Raw genomic sequence first — 13,723 nt, 5'->3', positions numbered from 1 at the left:
TTTGCTTTCCGTTTTTTAATCTTCGGAAATAAGGTTCTCAAACTGTATTGCAGGACGACCAGCAATTATATTCAGATAAGAACCAATATTATGTGCCAGTAACTTCCGAGCGATACGTGATGTCATATGCCATCTATCTCGACAATGGCACTTTTCTATTTCAAAGCGCTCTGTCAATTGACCTATCACTGTTTCTATTCTCCGTCGTACCCGTAATACCAGCTTTACAAACGACTTCGGACGTTCATCTTGCATGTTTTTTCTCAGTGGCGTCTGAAGATCAATACCTAATTCCTGACAATCAGCTTTAAACTCAGGCCTTATATAGCCCTTATCGCCAAGCAAGAGGCCAGAAATGGTCTCGAGCATGTCATAGGCTGCATCACGCTCATCTACGTTCGCTGCGGTCAGAGTAAAACCCACAGGAATCCCTCGTGCTTCAACCAGCAAATGCCCCTGAAAGCCATAGAACTTCTTGTCCTTGGAAGCGCAGTAACCATAACCAGCCTCAGCTTTAAAGATACGGCTCTGTGGTGCACGGGTTCTGACGACAACATCAATCGGAAAACCATCGATTAAATGGATATCTGCATTATCTGCATGCATCATCTGGACTATACGAATTTGCAGTCGTTGTTTCACATGCCATAAGTTGGCGGCCTGTTTGACAAATGCCGAGCGTGAAGGAATGTCAGGAAACAGGTGTCGCCAGTGTCGGGTAAAATACTTCCAAATCTCAGTGTCCTTATGATGCCCAAGCCATTCACCGACAACTTCCATGGTGATCGCTTCACTATCAGTGAGCTTTGGTGGAAACCCTCGAAGTCGCAGTGGTACAGGAAAAAGCTCTTTTACCAAATCGTCGATCAAGCAGTAGACTGTAGTGATAAACTCTTCAACGGGCATGACTGAAACCTTCTTTGCTTTCTACTGCTTTTAATAGCAGAAAGCATGATCAGTCATGTCTCCTTATGCAAACCTAAAAGTCGCACATGGCGTGTATGTTCTTATATTGCACTATCAACAATGATAACAATTGATGCAGGGGTATGTATGGACGCATCAGCAATAGAGCCTTCAAGTGAGAGTGGTCATGGAGGTCTCGTTTTCATTCGCCATGGCGAAGGGGAGCATAACGTTGAGCATATTTTTAACAGTAATCCGGAAAACAGTGGCTACAGGCCTGTCAAACTGACGGAGTATGGGCGCGAGCAGGTGAGGGAAACATCCAACCAGCTTATTGAGGCAGGTATCAGTGGTGACAACGTTTGTAAGGTAGTTGTTTCGCCATTGCCAAGAACCATCGAAACGGCTGACATAGTGATGGGGAAGCTGCAAATACCCCGTTTCCTACGAGAGGTTGATCCAAGGGCAATTGAACAGAATGCCGGGGACAGAGAAGGACAGGACTACCGTCAATACAAAGAGCCTGACTTCTGGTTCCCAAAAGCCCCCAAAAGTTATGGTGGAGAGACTCGCTCTGAGATGCAGGGCAGGATGAATTCTTTGATTCTAAGCATTGTTAATGATAGAGATTGTGATCTGAATAAACAGTTCGTTATTGTTGTCAGCCATGGTAGCCCACTGCTTCTTGCACAGGAGCTTATGGGGTTGGGGGATGAGCGACTGGAAACGGCAGGCTACCGTATTATTCCCATTTCTCAGGTTCAAAAATTCGTTAAGGATAGTGTGAAAAAAAGCGCCCTGTGATCGCTGGTAAAATACAACAGTCGCTTTCTTCACTAAAGCAGCCGATAAAGGGAAAGACCCGATAGAAAAATAATATTAGAATCTTGGCCGAACATAGAAAACTACTGTGAAGGTCAAATGACAAACCAAACAGCCTTTATTCGGCAGACTTTCCCTGTTGGGCCCCTGCAATGCAACTGTACAATTATTGGTGATCCGGTAACCCGTAAGGCGTTTGTCGTGGATCCCGGTGGCGATCCTGAAATCATAATGGCTAAGCTGCAGGAATTGGATTTACAGGTTGTTGCCCTTATCCATACGCATGCGCACCTGGATCATTTCCTTGCCAGTGGTGATATCAAAAAGCAAACGGGTGCTCCCATCTATCTGCATGAGGGGGATAAGTTCCTCTGGGATAACCTTGAAATGCAATGCCGCATGTTCGGTGTTCCTTATCACCCGGTTCCGGATCCAGACTATTGGTTAAAAGATGATGAAGAGCTGCCATGCTGTGAAGGTGTAGCTATGCACACCCCAGGGCATACACCTGGCTCCATGTGTTTCTGGTTTGAAAAGCCAAAGCTGCTGATCGCTGGGGATACGCTGTTCCGCAGGTCTATTGGACGAACGGATCTGTGGGGTGGTGATTACAAAGCCATTGAACGTTCGATCAAACAAAGGCTCTATACTCTTGACGAAGAAGCCGTTGTGGTTGCTGGCCATGGACCTGATACCACAATAGGTGAAGAAATTCGGGAAAATAGTATTATTCGCGGCTAAGCAGCCTTGAGCTGATAGAAAGTTCTAAGCTGATTTGCTAAGGAAGATCATTATGCAATTGAAAAAATTATTTGCAGTCGCAACCCTGTTGATGGGGGCTTTGCTTGCAGGTTGTCAGACAACCAATCCTTACACTGGTGAGCAACAGGCCAGCAAATCCACTAAATATGGTTTAGGTGGTGTTCTCGCCGGTGCGGCCATTGGTGCTATTGCTGATGGTGGTGATGGAGCCCTGAAAGGAGCCATCATTGGTGGCGCTGCGGGTGCTGGTTATGGCCACTATCTGGATCGACAGGAAACCGTATTGAGGGCTGAGCTGCAGGGAACCGGTGTGCAGGTTTACCGTCAGGGCGATGAACTGAAGCTGATCATGCCATCCAATATCACTTTCGACTCCAGTAAGTCTGATATCAAGTCTGCTTTCTACCCAGTGCTTGGTTCTGTTTCAAAAGTGTTCAAGGAGTATGACCGTAACGTGATTGAAGTGGTGGGTTATACCGACAGTACTGGGGGGGATAAGATTAATGTACCCCTGTCTCAGGATCGTGCTGACAGTGTGGCTAACTATATTGCTTTTCAGGGCGTCAGTGGTGATCGCATTGCTGCCTACGGTCGCGGTTCTGCAGATCCTATTGCCAGTAATAAAACAGTTGAAGGTCGGGCTAAGAACCGTCGTGTAGAAATCAACCTTCTCCCTGCTCCACAGCGTTAACTATATAAAGGGGCGGAAATTTTTCCGCTCCTGCTTTCTGGTGGTATTAGACTTTTTGCTACGAAAGAGTGGCTAACTGTTCCGTCAGTTTGACTGACATCTGCTGTACATGGAAAAAAATCCCTGTAACCTGAAAGTATGTCTATTTAAGGTCACAGGAAGTGTTATGGCTGATGGATCAGTTACTATTTCAAACATTAACCGCTCTGGCTCATCAGGTCAGCCTTCTGCTGTGCTTATTTCAAAGCCTGTCATTGTGCGAGCGCGCCCTTCAGGAATTATGGGGGATAGCTCAGTTACACAGACATTAAGACGAAATACCAAAGGGCTTAATGGCTTTTCTGATCATAGTAAATTCTCTGACCGAAGTGTTCATTTGCTCAATGCTTTTCGCCAGATATGGAGCAGAAAAGAACTGAACGATATTGATTTGATCTGTGCTTTCAAATTTAAGCTGATTAGTAAGCCTCTTCTGGATAAGTGTGAAAATAAGGCTAGAGGACGGGAGTTAATTGACCTTCAGGATTTAAAGAAGAAACTGAACAAAAAAACCTATGATGAGCAGCTGACAAAGAAACAGCGAAAGCTATTTAAACGAGGTAGGAGGCTTTTCAGGGTTAATGAGTTATCCAATCGCAAGCTCATGCAGGCCGTTAGATATCACTTGATTAATAACTCATTCTTTTCAAAAAAAATGAATTATCAGGAGCCCTATAGAGCTTGCACAGTGAAACGAATCCTTGAAGAAATAAAGAAATGTGAAAATAACGAAGTGAGAAGGTATCTTTTTCTGAGCAGAAGCAGGATTCCTGATACTTTACTTACCAAAAGAGATATCTACGTTATCAAGGGATACTTTGTAAGAAATAGAATCAGCTGGAGACGTGTAAAAAAGAAGAAAACTTCAGCCCACAATGATAAAAGCGATTCTTCAAAAAATACCAGACTGATGAGCATGAAATAAGAAAGTACTCCCCTGCAGGCTAAATAAGGTCCCAGCAGGGAAGAGAGGCTGTAAGCTACAGATCCATTGCCTTTGCAATCACCGTTTTCATAATTTCATTGGTTCCTGCGTATATTCGACTGATGCGAACATCCCGGTACATTTTGGAAATGAGGTACTCATCCATAAAGCCATAACCTCCGTGGAGTTGCAAACACTCATCAACAACACGGCACAACATTTCCGATGTCCAGTATTTACCACCGCAGGCATCCGCAGCACTTAGCGTACCTTCATTGACCTGCTCAATCATACGATCAACATAGGCAAAGCCAAGGTCAATCTCGGTTTTCATTTCGGCCATTTTGAAACGGGTATTCTGAAATTTGCTGACAGCCTGCCCAAAAGCCTTGCGCTCTTTGATGTACTCTTTGGTCAGGTCTAGTGCGGTTCTGGCTGAGGCTACCGCATCAATGCAGAGGTTCAGGCGCTCTACCGGCAGTTTTTCCATCATATACACAAAGCCTTTACCGGGATCACCCAGTACGTTGGCTTTAGGTATTTTGACATTATCGAAGAACAGTTCTGCGGTATCCTGGGATTTCATGCCCATTTTTTTCAGTGGTTCTCCTCTAGAGAAGCCTTCCATGCCTCTTTCTACAAGAAAAAGGCCCATTTCGTGGGGGTTATCGGGATTGGTTTTTGCGGCGACGACAATAAGGTCAGAGAGGATACCGTTGGAAATAAAGATCTTAGAACCATTTAAAAGCCAGTGGTCGTCTTTTTCCACCGCAGTGGTTCTCATGCCAGCAAGATCACTGCCCGCACCCGGCTCTGTCATCCCGACAGCCAGTATGGCCTCTCCGGTTATGCAGCGGCTGAGTAGTCGTTGCTTCTGTTCATCATTGGCGTAACTGAGTAGATAGGGGGCGACTACCATGTTGTGCAGGCCAAGCATAAAACCCCGCTCGTTGACGCGAGCAAGCTCTTCACACATCACTACATCAAATCGGTGGTCCCCAATTCCCAGGCCGCCGTATTTCTCTTCTGCCATGGGGACAAGAAAGCCATTTTCTCCGGCTTTCAGCCAGAGGTTGCGGTCAACAATACCGTCTTTCTCCCACTGTTCCTGATTGGGCACAATCTCCTTTTCCACGAAGCTTCGGAAGGCTGTGCGGAACTGTTCATGATCCTCATTAAAAATCTTTCTTGGCATATACATATCGATGACTTCCAGTTCAATGCCCTTTTGAAGGGGGTAGGCTCTGTTGACATAAGGTTGCAGACTCAGCTCAAACCAGAGCTTTCGTGCCTAGGCGCAGGAACGCAGGAATACAGCGTCTTTCAAGTTCCTGCAACGACGTCACGGGCGCTCTGGTTTGAGCCCGAAGGGTGACTCGTATAGCCGCCTTCCAGCTTCGTTGGACTGGTTGGATGTAGAACCTACTACACCTGCACCAGTCCGCCTCGTGGAAGACGGCTATACGAGCCACTGAGCCTGCAACTTTATGTCAACAGAGCCTAATTAATACTGCGAGCTTTTTTATCCCAGTAGGGTCTTCTTAGCTCATTTTTCAGTATCTTTCCTGCCCCAGACAGAGGAAGCGGACTGTCCTGAATTGAGATACTTCTGGGGCACTTGTAATCGGCAATCAGGGTACGGCAGTGTTCCATGATGACCGTTTCATCGGTCGTGGCTCCGGGGGTGGGAACAATAATGGCATGCACCTGTTCACCCCACTTGTCACTGGGAATACCGATTACCGCACACTGGGCGACAGAGGGGTGCTTATGAATGGCATTTTCTACTTCAATGGAATAAACATTCTCTCCACCGGACACAATCATGTCTTTTACCCGATCGACAATATAGACAAAGCCATCTTCATCAATTCTTCCGCTGTCCCCGGTATGCAGCCAGCCATTCTTCAGTGTTTTTTCAGTGATATCGGGAAGACCAAGATAACCCAGCATGACGTTGGGACCTTTAAGACAGATCTCACCAATATTGCCTGAAGCTACCGGCTCGTCGTTTCCGTCCAATATGGCCAGCTCTACGCCTGGTATCGCCCGTCCTGCAGAGCTAAGTCGACCACTGAGAGGCCCTGTTGTTGTGTGATATTCCGGTGCCAGACCGGAAATAAAGGGTGAGGTTTCTGTCTGTCCATAGCCCTGGTAAAAGCGGGTGTGCGGGAGCACTTCCATCGCTCTGACGATGACGGCTTCCGGCATGGGTGACGCGCCGTAGACAATGTCTGTCAGTGACGACAGGTCATAGCTGGCTACTTCAGGATGATTGACGATCATATTGATCATGGTGGGAACAACCAGCATCCGTTGTATTTTGTGCTCTTCAACCATTTTCATGAAAGCAACGGGCTCAAAAGAGGGCAGGAAGTAGTTACTGCCAGCCACCATGGCGCAGGCGTTGATCATCACACCATCGGCAATATGAAACATCGGGGCAACATGGAGAATCCGCTCATTGTCACTGACTTTAATAAAGTTCCCGGCCTGTAAAGTGTTACTGACCAGATTTTGATGGCTGAGCATGACCCCTTTTGAGCGTCCGGTAGTTCCACCGGTGTAATAGATTGCGGCCAGGTCGTCATTGGCTCTGCCGGCATCAGAAGCAGGCGTGGAAGAAAGCAGTGCGTCAAAACTGATGAAGTCGTGTGGAGGTTCTCCATCATCCATATAGATGACCTGTTTCAGCGCTGGCAGCTTGGGTTTAAGTGTTGCAATTCTATCGGCGAAAGCCCTGTCTACTAACAACGTACCGGCCTGGCAGTCTTCCAGCCAGAATTGAATTTCCGGGTCAGCCAGACGACAGTTTATTGGTACATTGACGGCGCCTGCCCAGGGGATGGCAAACATACTTTGATAATACCGGTCAGAGTTGAGAGCCAGAATGGCAACTCTGTCACCTGTTTTTATCCCCAGTTGCCTGAACCCGCCGGCAAGGCTTGCCACCTGAGACAGCAGCTGCGACCAGGTACTGACACGGCCATTCATGGAGGTGGCAATGCCATTGGGGTTGATCTGTGCAGAGCGACGGATAAGTTGAGTCAGTGAAAACATAAAAGGTCCCTCTTTTTTATTGTTCTAATTAGAAACGTTTTTTGGGTGCTATCTATGTTTGATCAGCGCTTCCTGGTTCAGGGTTTTCTGAGCCTGTCTGAGGTGAGGAATATCGAGCATTTTTCCAGCCAGGCTGACGGTGCCTGCACCGCCAGACTCTGAAAAGGTCTGAACCACCTGTCGGGCATAACGGATTTCTTCCTGTGAGGGCGTAAAACACTCGTTGATGATGGCTACCTGAGCAGGGTGAATAGCGATCTTCCCGGAAAAGCCTTCTTTGCGTGAATGCAGGCACTGTTGACGAAGCAGGTCAGAATTTTTGAAGTCCTGGCAGATACCGTCCACAGCCTGCATGTTTCCCGCTGCAGCAACCACCAGACAGTTGGCCCGGTTTATCTGGTGAATCAGGAAGTAATTGCCCTCCTCATCCTGGTTGGTGGTGGCTCCCAGATCAGCTGACATATCTTCTGCTCCCCAGGTCATGGCCGCCAGACGTGGGCTGGCATCAGGAAACTGGTGCTGGTTCAGCGTGCCCAGTGCTGATTCTGCCACGCTCATCAGGCGGGTAGAGCCGGGAGTGATATCGTTCTGCACTTCCAGTGCTGTCAGGTAGTTGCCGACTGTCTTAAAGGCTTCATGGCTGGATGGTTTTGGTAGGAAAATGCCATAGGGTTTACCTGCCATCACAGCCACTAGGTCTTTAATCAGGTGTTCTGTGGACAGAGCATTAACCCTGACCCATAGGGTGGCAGTCGATGTTTCACTGTAGGTCTTCAGATAGTCAGTAACGATAGCCCTTGCTGCTGACTTATGCGCTTCAGTGACCGAGTCTTCAAGGCAGAGAATCAGTGCATCAGCATCCGTGCCCTGTGATTTCGTCAGTTTTTTCTCACTGTCCCCCGGGACAAACAGATAGGATCGTGCCAGCATCAGCTCTGTTTCTCCGGAGTGTTCCTGGATACGTTAGCCTGTTTGTGCAGCAGGGCAATGCGGATAATGGAACAGACCAGCTCTTCACGCTGGTTATAAACACCGTGCTCAAAGGTCACAATGCCGGCATTGGGGCGGGATTTGCTCTCGCGCTTATCCTTAATCCGGGTTTCCACCCTCAGGGTATCGTTGATAAATACCGGTTTTGGAAACTTCATCTCCCCAAAGCCAAGGTTTGCCACCAGTGTTCCCAGAGTGGTGTCTTCCACAGAGACGCCACAGGCAAAGGATACGGTATACATGCTATTGAATACCCGTTGGCCAAACTCGGTGTTTTTGGCGTACTCCTCATCCAGGTGCAACGGCTGAGGGTTGTGAGTAATTGAGCAGAACAGCACATTATCGGCTTCGGTAACGGTCCGGGTCAGGTTGTGCCTGATGGTTTGTCCTACTTCGCATTGGTCAAAATAAATTCCTGGCATTGCTTATTCTCTTTTTCTTTTTATTTCTTTAAGTGCCCTAAACGGCTTCCTGATGGATTGAACTGGCCAGCTGAATGAAAAAATCCATGGCAGAAGGGTTGGCGCAGGCACCCAGGTTGACAGCCTTCTCCAGGGGAATGCCAGACAGAAGTTTCTTGACCGGTATTTCCTGTTTTTTTCCGGAGAGTGTGTAGGGCACGGCATCAATGACATACACCTTGTCGGGTATATGTCGTGGTGAGCAGTTCTCGGAAAGATTCTGTCTTATCTCAGAAACCAGGCGGTCATCCAGTTGCTGCTTCTCATCCAGCACAATAAATATGGGCATGAATGATTGAGCGCTTTCCAGCTCAAGGTTGATGATCAGGCTGTCTTTAATGCCTGAGATGCTTTCAACGTTTCGATAGATTTCAGAAGTGCCTATTCGTATGCCATGACGGTTCAGGGTTGAGTCACTGCGACCGGAGATATAACTGCCATCCCGCTGATTAAAAATAATCTGATCACCCTGGCGCCAGACTCCGGGCCAGAGCTCAAAGTAGCTGCTTGAATAGCGTTGATTATCAGTGTCGTTCCAGAAACAAAGGGGCATAGACGGCATGGGTTGTTTAATGACCAGCTCACCATATTCTCCAACAACCTGTTGCCCATTCTCGTCCCATGCGCAGGCATCAACCCCCAGGCAGGGAGCCTGAATTTCACCGGCATACACCGGCTCCGTCGGCACGCCGCCAACAAAAGCCGTGGCTACATCGGTACCACCACTCATGGAGACAATATGGAGATCCTTGTGCAGATGCCGGTAGAACCAGGCAAAGTTTTCCGGTGAAACCGGCGAGCCGCCCATGGCAATGGTGTCGACTTTGCCCAGGTTATACTGGCCTTTGGGGGAATAGCCAAGTTTGATCAGGTTGTTGATATACGTCGGACTGATGCCGAAATAGGTAATACCAAACCGCTCGGTCATATCCCATAGCCGGTCTGCCGATGGCCAGGTTGGGCAGCCGTCGTACACCACCAGAGCGCTGCCGCTGGCAAATCCACCAATCAGCATGTTGAACATGGCCCAGCCTGTGGTGGTAAAGAAAAACTTTACCGAGTCCGGTGTCAGGTTGTCGTGCAGCCAGGCAAACTTAATCAGTTCCAGAAGAACGCCACCCTGACTGTGTACGATACCTTTTGGCATGCCTGTGGTGCCAGAGGTATACATAATCCACAGTGGGTGTTCAAAGGGGACCTGTTCAAATTCAAAACTCTGATAGCTGGCCTTATTGTTAAGGGCGGATTGCCAGCTGGTGACCTGAATGTGAGATTGAGCTTTTGGTGGCTTTGGGTTGTTATGATCCAGCCAAGGCAGATGAATCACCTGTTTCAGCTCCGGTAATGCAGTAATAATCTGATCGACTTCTGAAGAGCGGTCAAAAGCTTTACCGTTGTATTGATAACTGGTCATGGTGATCAACAGTTTCGGGTTGATCTGGCTGAAACGCTCCAGAACACTTTTTGCGCCAAAGTCTGGCGAACAGCTGGACCAGATGGCGCCGACACTGATACAGGCAAACAGGGCGACGATGGACTCGATGGAAATTGGCATATAAGCCACCACCCGGTCACCCGGTTTAATACCCATGTTTCTCAATGAGGTGGCCAGTTTGCAGACCTTATCTCTCAGTTCAATCCAGTTTATCTCTCTTGGTTCAAAGCATTCAGACTCAGCAAAAATAGCGGCTCTGGTAAGTGGTCCCAGCTCTCCCTTGGATAACAGATATTCAGCCATGTTCAGGCTGGTGCCCTGAAACCATTGGCTGCCTGGCATGGCATTATTGGTTAGGGGGGGCAGTGCTTTATCTGTAGAAGTTTCGGTTGCTTTGGAAAGGGAAGGCGCAACGTTATAGCACGTCCATATGGCTTGCCAGAATCGACCAACATCGTCGACTGACCATTGCCAGAGCTGCTGGTAGTTTTCTATTTCCAGATCATGGTTTTGATTGAGCCATTGAATAAACTCGGTCAGTCCTGCATTCGCTACCCGTTCTTCGGATGGAGTCCAAAGAAGTTCGCCAGCAGCTGTCTGCACTATGCTTTTCACCAGCAGTTATTTCCTGAATTGTTTTTTATTTGAGTTTGACTCAATTATATCTGGATTAAATAAGTGTTAGTCAATAGTGAATAAGCTATAGGTGCTGATGAAGGGACTTTAAAGAAACGTTAGTCATGCTTTTTAGAGGGGGCGACTCTGGAAAGAACTTTGCAGGCTATCTCTCCATTGGGGATGCTTATGATGAGTGCTTCATCTGGTAAAACTGAAGACTCATCAGGGTATAACTTTCCATTTTGTTTTAAGACATCGCTCACTTTTATAGAGATAAAGCTCTGATCCTTGCAATGCTTATTGTAGTTATTCTCTTGTGAGGTCAATACATTTAATGTTGGATGTTCCAGGTCTCGAGCATTTCTCTCAATGCCTTGCTGGTTTATGGGGGTTGACGTACTGATGCTTTCAGCAGAGTAGAGATCCCTTATGCTTGCAAGTGATCTTGGGTTCGCTATGGCCATGCTTCTTTCAAAGCTTATATGCTTGGAACTTGTTACTCGGGTTAGTGTACTTTCTTTGGTGATTCTGAATTTTTTCATGATGAAATTTGTAATTTCTGCTTGAGTGTATAGCTTTCTCCCATTGTGTCGTGGGTGTTTTCGATGATGCTGCAATGGGTGATAGTACGCTGGATTAGATGGCGTTCCAGACTTTTTTGCGTTCATTATTGCGTTTCAAATGCCGAGCTGTGATTTGTCTTTTGAGACCATGTGTTTTTTATTTAGTTCTGTGTGCTGTTAGTTATTAGCGCTGCTCTGTTTTTTTACAAAAGTAAAAAACTGGTTGTTTTTTTTATTGAGTCTTACTCATTATGTTTTGTCAAAGTGGGTATGCTGACAGTAATAATAAGAAAAGAGCCATGATGACCAGTAACACGGACTGCGCTGATTCTGAACCGCTATTTCAAAAAGTGCTTATTGCCAACCGTGGAGAGATTGCGCTCCGGGTTCTTGAGGCGCTTCATTCACTGGGTATCCCTTCAGTGGCGATTTACCACTACGTTGATCGAAAGTCTCCCGTCGTGCAGATGGCTGATGAAGCCGTGGAGATTGTTGGTGAGAGCCCCAGTAGTGCCCATCTTGATATCAAACAGATTATTGCCATTTGTGAACAACTGGGTGTAGATGCCGTTCATCCCTGTTATGGCTTCCTTTCAGAAAATGCCAGCTTTGCCCGGGCACTGGAGGAGAAGGGTATTACGTTTATTGGCCCGTCACCGGAAGTGATCGAGTTGATGGGGGATAAAATTACTTCACGGGAGTTTGTGGCATCACAGAAGGTTCCCGTTCCACCATCCATCACCCTGTCTGCGGGTGATCCCGGGTTTATGCAGTCCGTTATTGACCTGGGGTTTCCCCTGGTAGTGAAAGCCTCCGCTGGTGGTGGCGGTAAGGGAATGAGTATCGTCAACAGTAAGGAAGAGCTGGAAAGTACGCTTCGTGTCGCCAGCTCTGAAGCCGAGAAGTATTTTGGCGACGATCGGGTTTACATCGAACGTTATTTTCCCAGTGCACGGCACATTGAAGTCCAGGTGCTTGGGGATGGGCAGCAGGTTATCCACCTGGGTGAGCGCGAGTGCTCCATCCAGAGGCGCTTTCAGAAGGTCGTTGAAGAGTCACCTTCACCGGTTTTCTCGGAAGAGCAAGCGGGTGAAAAAGGGGTAAAGCAACGGGAATCAATCTGTCAGGCTGCTGTAGCCATTGCCAGCGCTGCTCACTACACCAGTGCCGGAACCGTAGAGTTTCTGTATACGCCGGAAGGTGAATATTTCTTTCTGGAAATGAATACCCGTATTCAGGTAGAGCATCCGGTTACCGAGATGGTGTATGACGTTGATCTGGTAAAAGAGCAGATCCGGATTGCTGCAGGCCACCCCACGTCGTTAACTCAGGAAGCAGTGACCCCGGTGGGGCATGCCATCGAGTGCCGCCTCTGTGCTGAAGATGCCTTTAATGGCTTTATGCCGGCAACGGGTAAGGTATTACTGTTGAAAGCGCCCTCAGGAGAGGGAGTACGTTTTGACAGTGGGTTATATCAGGGGCAGGAAATCACCACCGCTTTTGATCCAATGCTGGCCAAACTGGTGGTACATGCCGGCAGCAGGGAAGACGCTATTGACAGAATGGTGCAGGCTTTGAGTGAACTGGTCCTGCTCGGCATAGATACCAATAATGAATATCTGACCCGAATTCTTGAACACCCCGCTTTTGCTTCCGGGGAGTTTGATACGGCGTTTGTTGAGCGTTATGCGGATGATCTGGTTACCCGTCATCCGGACAAGGGGGTGCTGGATGCGCTGCTGGTTGCCGGGATGCTGTCTGACCGGAATATCCAGCGGTTGGAAGAGGCTACTCCGCAACCTTATGATGCGATTGGTTACTGGAGGAACTGATGCAGCCCAAATATCGACTGGCAGGTAGCCAGTATGTTGTGTTACCGCTGCGCCGGACACCAAACAGGATCATCGAAATTTCTGGCGGACAGGGCAGAAACCGTCGGGTCAGTGCAGATATTCGCTGGTTTGATCATGTTCATGGTGAACTTTCCATTAATGGAGTTGTACGACAGTTTTACGCAGTTCAGGACGATCAAACCATTCATCTTCACATGGATGGTAAGGTCTGGCAGCTGGAAGCGGTTGATGCGTTTTCTGACGCAGCTGGAGCGTCAGGTCAGGCTCAGTCTGGTCAGGTAAAAGCACCAATACCAGGTGTCGTTCTGGAGATCACGGTCAGAGAGGGCGATCTTGTTGAAGAAGGTCAGGTGCTGATGCTGATTGAAAGCATGAAGCTGCAAATGGAAGTAAAAGCAGGCCGTGCTGGAATTGTTCAGTCACTGGGGGTTGAGAGTGCAGGTGCCAGTTTTGATAAAGGGGCGGTGCTGGCCAGTATCCAATCAGCTGAGCGGCAGGAACCTGCGAACAGGGAAGCAGTATCATGAGAAGAATTGATTCAAGGCTGGACACTAATTCTGAAGAGTTCCAAAGGTATCGAGCTCATAACAGAAAGCTG

At 47.9% G+C, this 13,723-nt stretch carries 13 protein-coding genes; 6 read left to right on the top strand and 7 right to left on the bottom strand.

Features of this window, described 5'->3' with window-relative positions:
- Positions 1-15: 15 nt before the first annotated feature.
- On the bottom strand, positions 16-906 hold the full coding sequence (locus tag ACOCLE_RS24410; protein ID WP_419533099.1) for an IS982 family transposase: 891 nt from the start codon (positions 904-906) through the stop codon (positions 16-18).
- Between the two features lie 147 nt (positions 907-1,053).
- Between ACOCLE_RS24410 and ACOCLE_RS24405 the strand changes: the two genes are divergently transcribed.
- The 4 genes from ACOCLE_RS24405 to ACOCLE_RS24390 all read left to right on the top strand — a co-directional run bounded on the left by ACOCLE_RS24405 (position 1,054) and on the right by ACOCLE_RS24390 (position 4,145).
- Positions 1,054-1,710 carry a histidine phosphatase family protein gene (locus ACOCLE_RS24405; RefSeq protein WP_419534622.1) on the top strand — a complete coding sequence of 219 codons (657 nt, stop codon included), beginning with the start codon at positions 1,054-1,056 and terminating at the stop codon, positions 1,708-1,710.
- Positions 1,711-1,827: 117 nt separating this feature from the next.
- On the top strand, positions 1,828-2,469 hold the full coding sequence (locus tag ACOCLE_RS24400; protein WP_419534621.1) for an MBL fold metallo-hydrolase: 642 nt from the start codon (positions 1,828-1,830) through the stop codon (positions 2,467-2,469).
- A 52-nt stretch (positions 2,470-2,521) separates the two neighbouring features.
- Positions 2,522-3,181, top strand: coding sequence for an OmpA family protein (locus tag ACOCLE_RS24395; RefSeq protein WP_419534620.1), 660 nt, complete (start codon positions 2,522-2,524; stop codon positions 3,179-3,181).
- 166 nt (positions 3,182-3,347) lie between these two features.
- Positions 3,348-4,145 carry a hypothetical protein gene (locus ACOCLE_RS24390; RefSeq protein WP_419534619.1) on the top strand — a complete coding sequence of 266 codons (798 nt, stop codon included), beginning with the start codon at positions 3,348-3,350 and terminating at the stop codon, positions 4,143-4,145.
- A gap of 55 nt (positions 4,146-4,200) precedes the next feature.
- Here ACOCLE_RS24390 and ACOCLE_RS24385 read toward each other — a convergent pair whose 3' ends face one another.
- The 6 genes from ACOCLE_RS24385 to ACOCLE_RS24360 all read right to left on the bottom strand — a co-directional run bounded on the left by ACOCLE_RS24385 (position 4,201) and on the right by ACOCLE_RS24360 (position 11,251).
- Positions 4,201-5,340: an acyl-CoA dehydrogenase family protein gene (locus ACOCLE_RS24385; RefSeq protein ID WP_419534618.1), complete on the bottom strand. Its 1,140-nt coding sequence runs from the start codon at positions 5,338-5,340 to the stop codon at positions 4,201-4,203.
- Positions 5,341-5,645: 305 nt separating this feature from the next.
- Positions 5,646-7,205 (bottom strand): long-chain-fatty-acid--CoA ligase, encoded by a 1,560-nt coding sequence (locus ACOCLE_RS24380; RefSeq protein WP_419534617.1) that lies wholly within the window; start codon positions 7,203-7,205, stop codon positions 5,646-5,648.
- Between the two features lie 48 nt (positions 7,206-7,253).
- On the bottom strand, positions 7,254-8,135 hold the full coding sequence (locus ACOCLE_RS24375; RefSeq protein WP_419534616.1) for an HpcH/HpaI aldolase/citrate lyase family protein: 882 nt from the start codon (positions 8,133-8,135) through the stop codon (positions 7,254-7,256).
- The gene (locus tag ACOCLE_RS24370; protein WP_419534615.1) at positions 8,135-8,617 is read right to left on the bottom strand and encodes a MaoC family dehydratase; all 483 of its coding nucleotides are present in this window, start codon (positions 8,615-8,617) and stop codon (positions 8,135-8,137) included. The genes ACOCLE_RS24375 and ACOCLE_RS24370 overlap by 1 nt, the downstream gene beginning before the upstream one ends.
- 37 nt (positions 8,618-8,654) lie before the next feature.
- On the bottom strand, positions 8,655-10,694 hold the full coding sequence (locus tag ACOCLE_RS24365) for an acetoacetate--CoA ligase (protein WP_419534614.1): 2,040 nt from the start codon (positions 10,692-10,694) through the stop codon (positions 8,655-8,657).
- A gap of 131 nt (positions 10,695-10,825) precedes the next feature.
- On the bottom strand, positions 10,826-11,251 hold the full coding sequence (locus ACOCLE_RS24360; protein WP_419534613.1) for an AvrPphF family type III effector: 426 nt from the start codon (positions 11,249-11,251) through the stop codon (positions 10,826-10,828).
- 320 nt (positions 11,252-11,571) lie between these two features.
- Between ACOCLE_RS24360 and ACOCLE_RS24355 the strand changes: the two genes are divergently transcribed.
- Positions 11,572-13,104 carry an acetyl-CoA carboxylase biotin carboxylase subunit gene (locus tag ACOCLE_RS24355; protein WP_419534612.1) on the top strand — a complete coding sequence of 511 codons (1,533 nt, stop codon included), beginning with the start codon at positions 11,572-11,574 and terminating at the stop codon, positions 13,102-13,104.
- The gene (locus ACOCLE_RS24350) at positions 13,104-13,652 is read left to right on the top strand and encodes an acetyl-CoA carboxylase biotin carboxyl carrier protein subunit (RefSeq protein WP_419534611.1); all 549 of its coding nucleotides are present in this window, start codon (positions 13,104-13,106) and stop codon (positions 13,650-13,652) included. Before ACOCLE_RS24355 ends, ACOCLE_RS24350 begins: the two co-directional genes overlap by 1 nt.
- The last annotated feature ends 71 nt before the right edge of the window (positions 13,653-13,723 follow it).

Origin of the sequence: Endozoicomonas sp. (assembly GCF_965196975.1) — a bacterium.
GTDB lineage: Bacteria > Pseudomonadota > Gammaproteobacteria > Pseudomonadales > Endozoicomonadaceae > Endozoicomonas.
The sequence above is the reverse complement of the archived record's forward strand: the minus strand, read 5'-3'. Positions and strand labels throughout refer to the sequence as shown.

Bases quoted from the DNA above. Each gene is read 5' to 3' on its own strand.
- ACOCLE_RS24410 (WP_419533099.1), bottom strand. From the start codon at position 906: ATGCCCGTTGAAGAGTTTATCACTACAGTCTACTGCTTGATCGACGAT.
- ACOCLE_RS24405 (WP_419534622.1), top strand. From the start codon at position 1,054: ATGGACGCATCAGCAATAGAGCCTTCAAGTGAGAGTGGTCATGGAGGT.
- ACOCLE_RS24400 (WP_419534621.1), top strand. From the start codon at position 1,828: ATGACAAACCAAACAGCCTTTATTCGGCAGACTTTCCCTGTTGGGCCC.
- ACOCLE_RS24395 (WP_419534620.1), top strand. From the start codon at position 2,522: ATGCAATTGAAAAAATTATTTGCAGTCGCAACCCTGTTGATGGGGGCT.
- ACOCLE_RS24390 (WP_419534619.1), top strand. From the start codon at position 3,348: ATGGCTGATGGATCAGTTACTATTTCAAACATTAACCGCTCTGGCTCA.
- ACOCLE_RS24385 (WP_419534618.1), bottom strand. From the start codon at position 5,340: ATGCCAAGAAAGATTTTTAATGAGGATCATGAACAGTTCCGCACAGCC.
- ACOCLE_RS24380 (WP_419534617.1), bottom strand. From the start codon at position 7,205: ATGTTTTCACTGACTCAACTTATCCGTCGCTCTGCACAGATCAACCCC.
- ACOCLE_RS24375 (WP_419534616.1), bottom strand. From the start codon at position 8,135: ATGCTGGCACGATCCTATCTGTTTGTCCCGGGGGACAGTGAGAAAAAA.
- ACOCLE_RS24370 (WP_419534615.1), bottom strand. From the start codon at position 8,617: ATGCCAGGAATTTATTTTGACCAATGCGAAGTAGGACAAACCATCAGG.
- ACOCLE_RS24360 (WP_419534613.1), bottom strand. From the start codon at position 11,251: ATGAAAAAATTCAGAATCACCAAAGAAAGTACACTAACCCGAGTAACA.
- ACOCLE_RS24355 (WP_419534612.1), top strand. From the start codon at position 11,572: ATGATGACCAGTAACACGGACTGCGCTGATTCTGAACCGCTATTTCAA.
- ACOCLE_RS24350 (WP_419534611.1), top strand. From the start codon at position 13,104: ATGCAGCCCAAATATCGACTGGCAGGTAGCCAGTATGTTGTGTTACCG.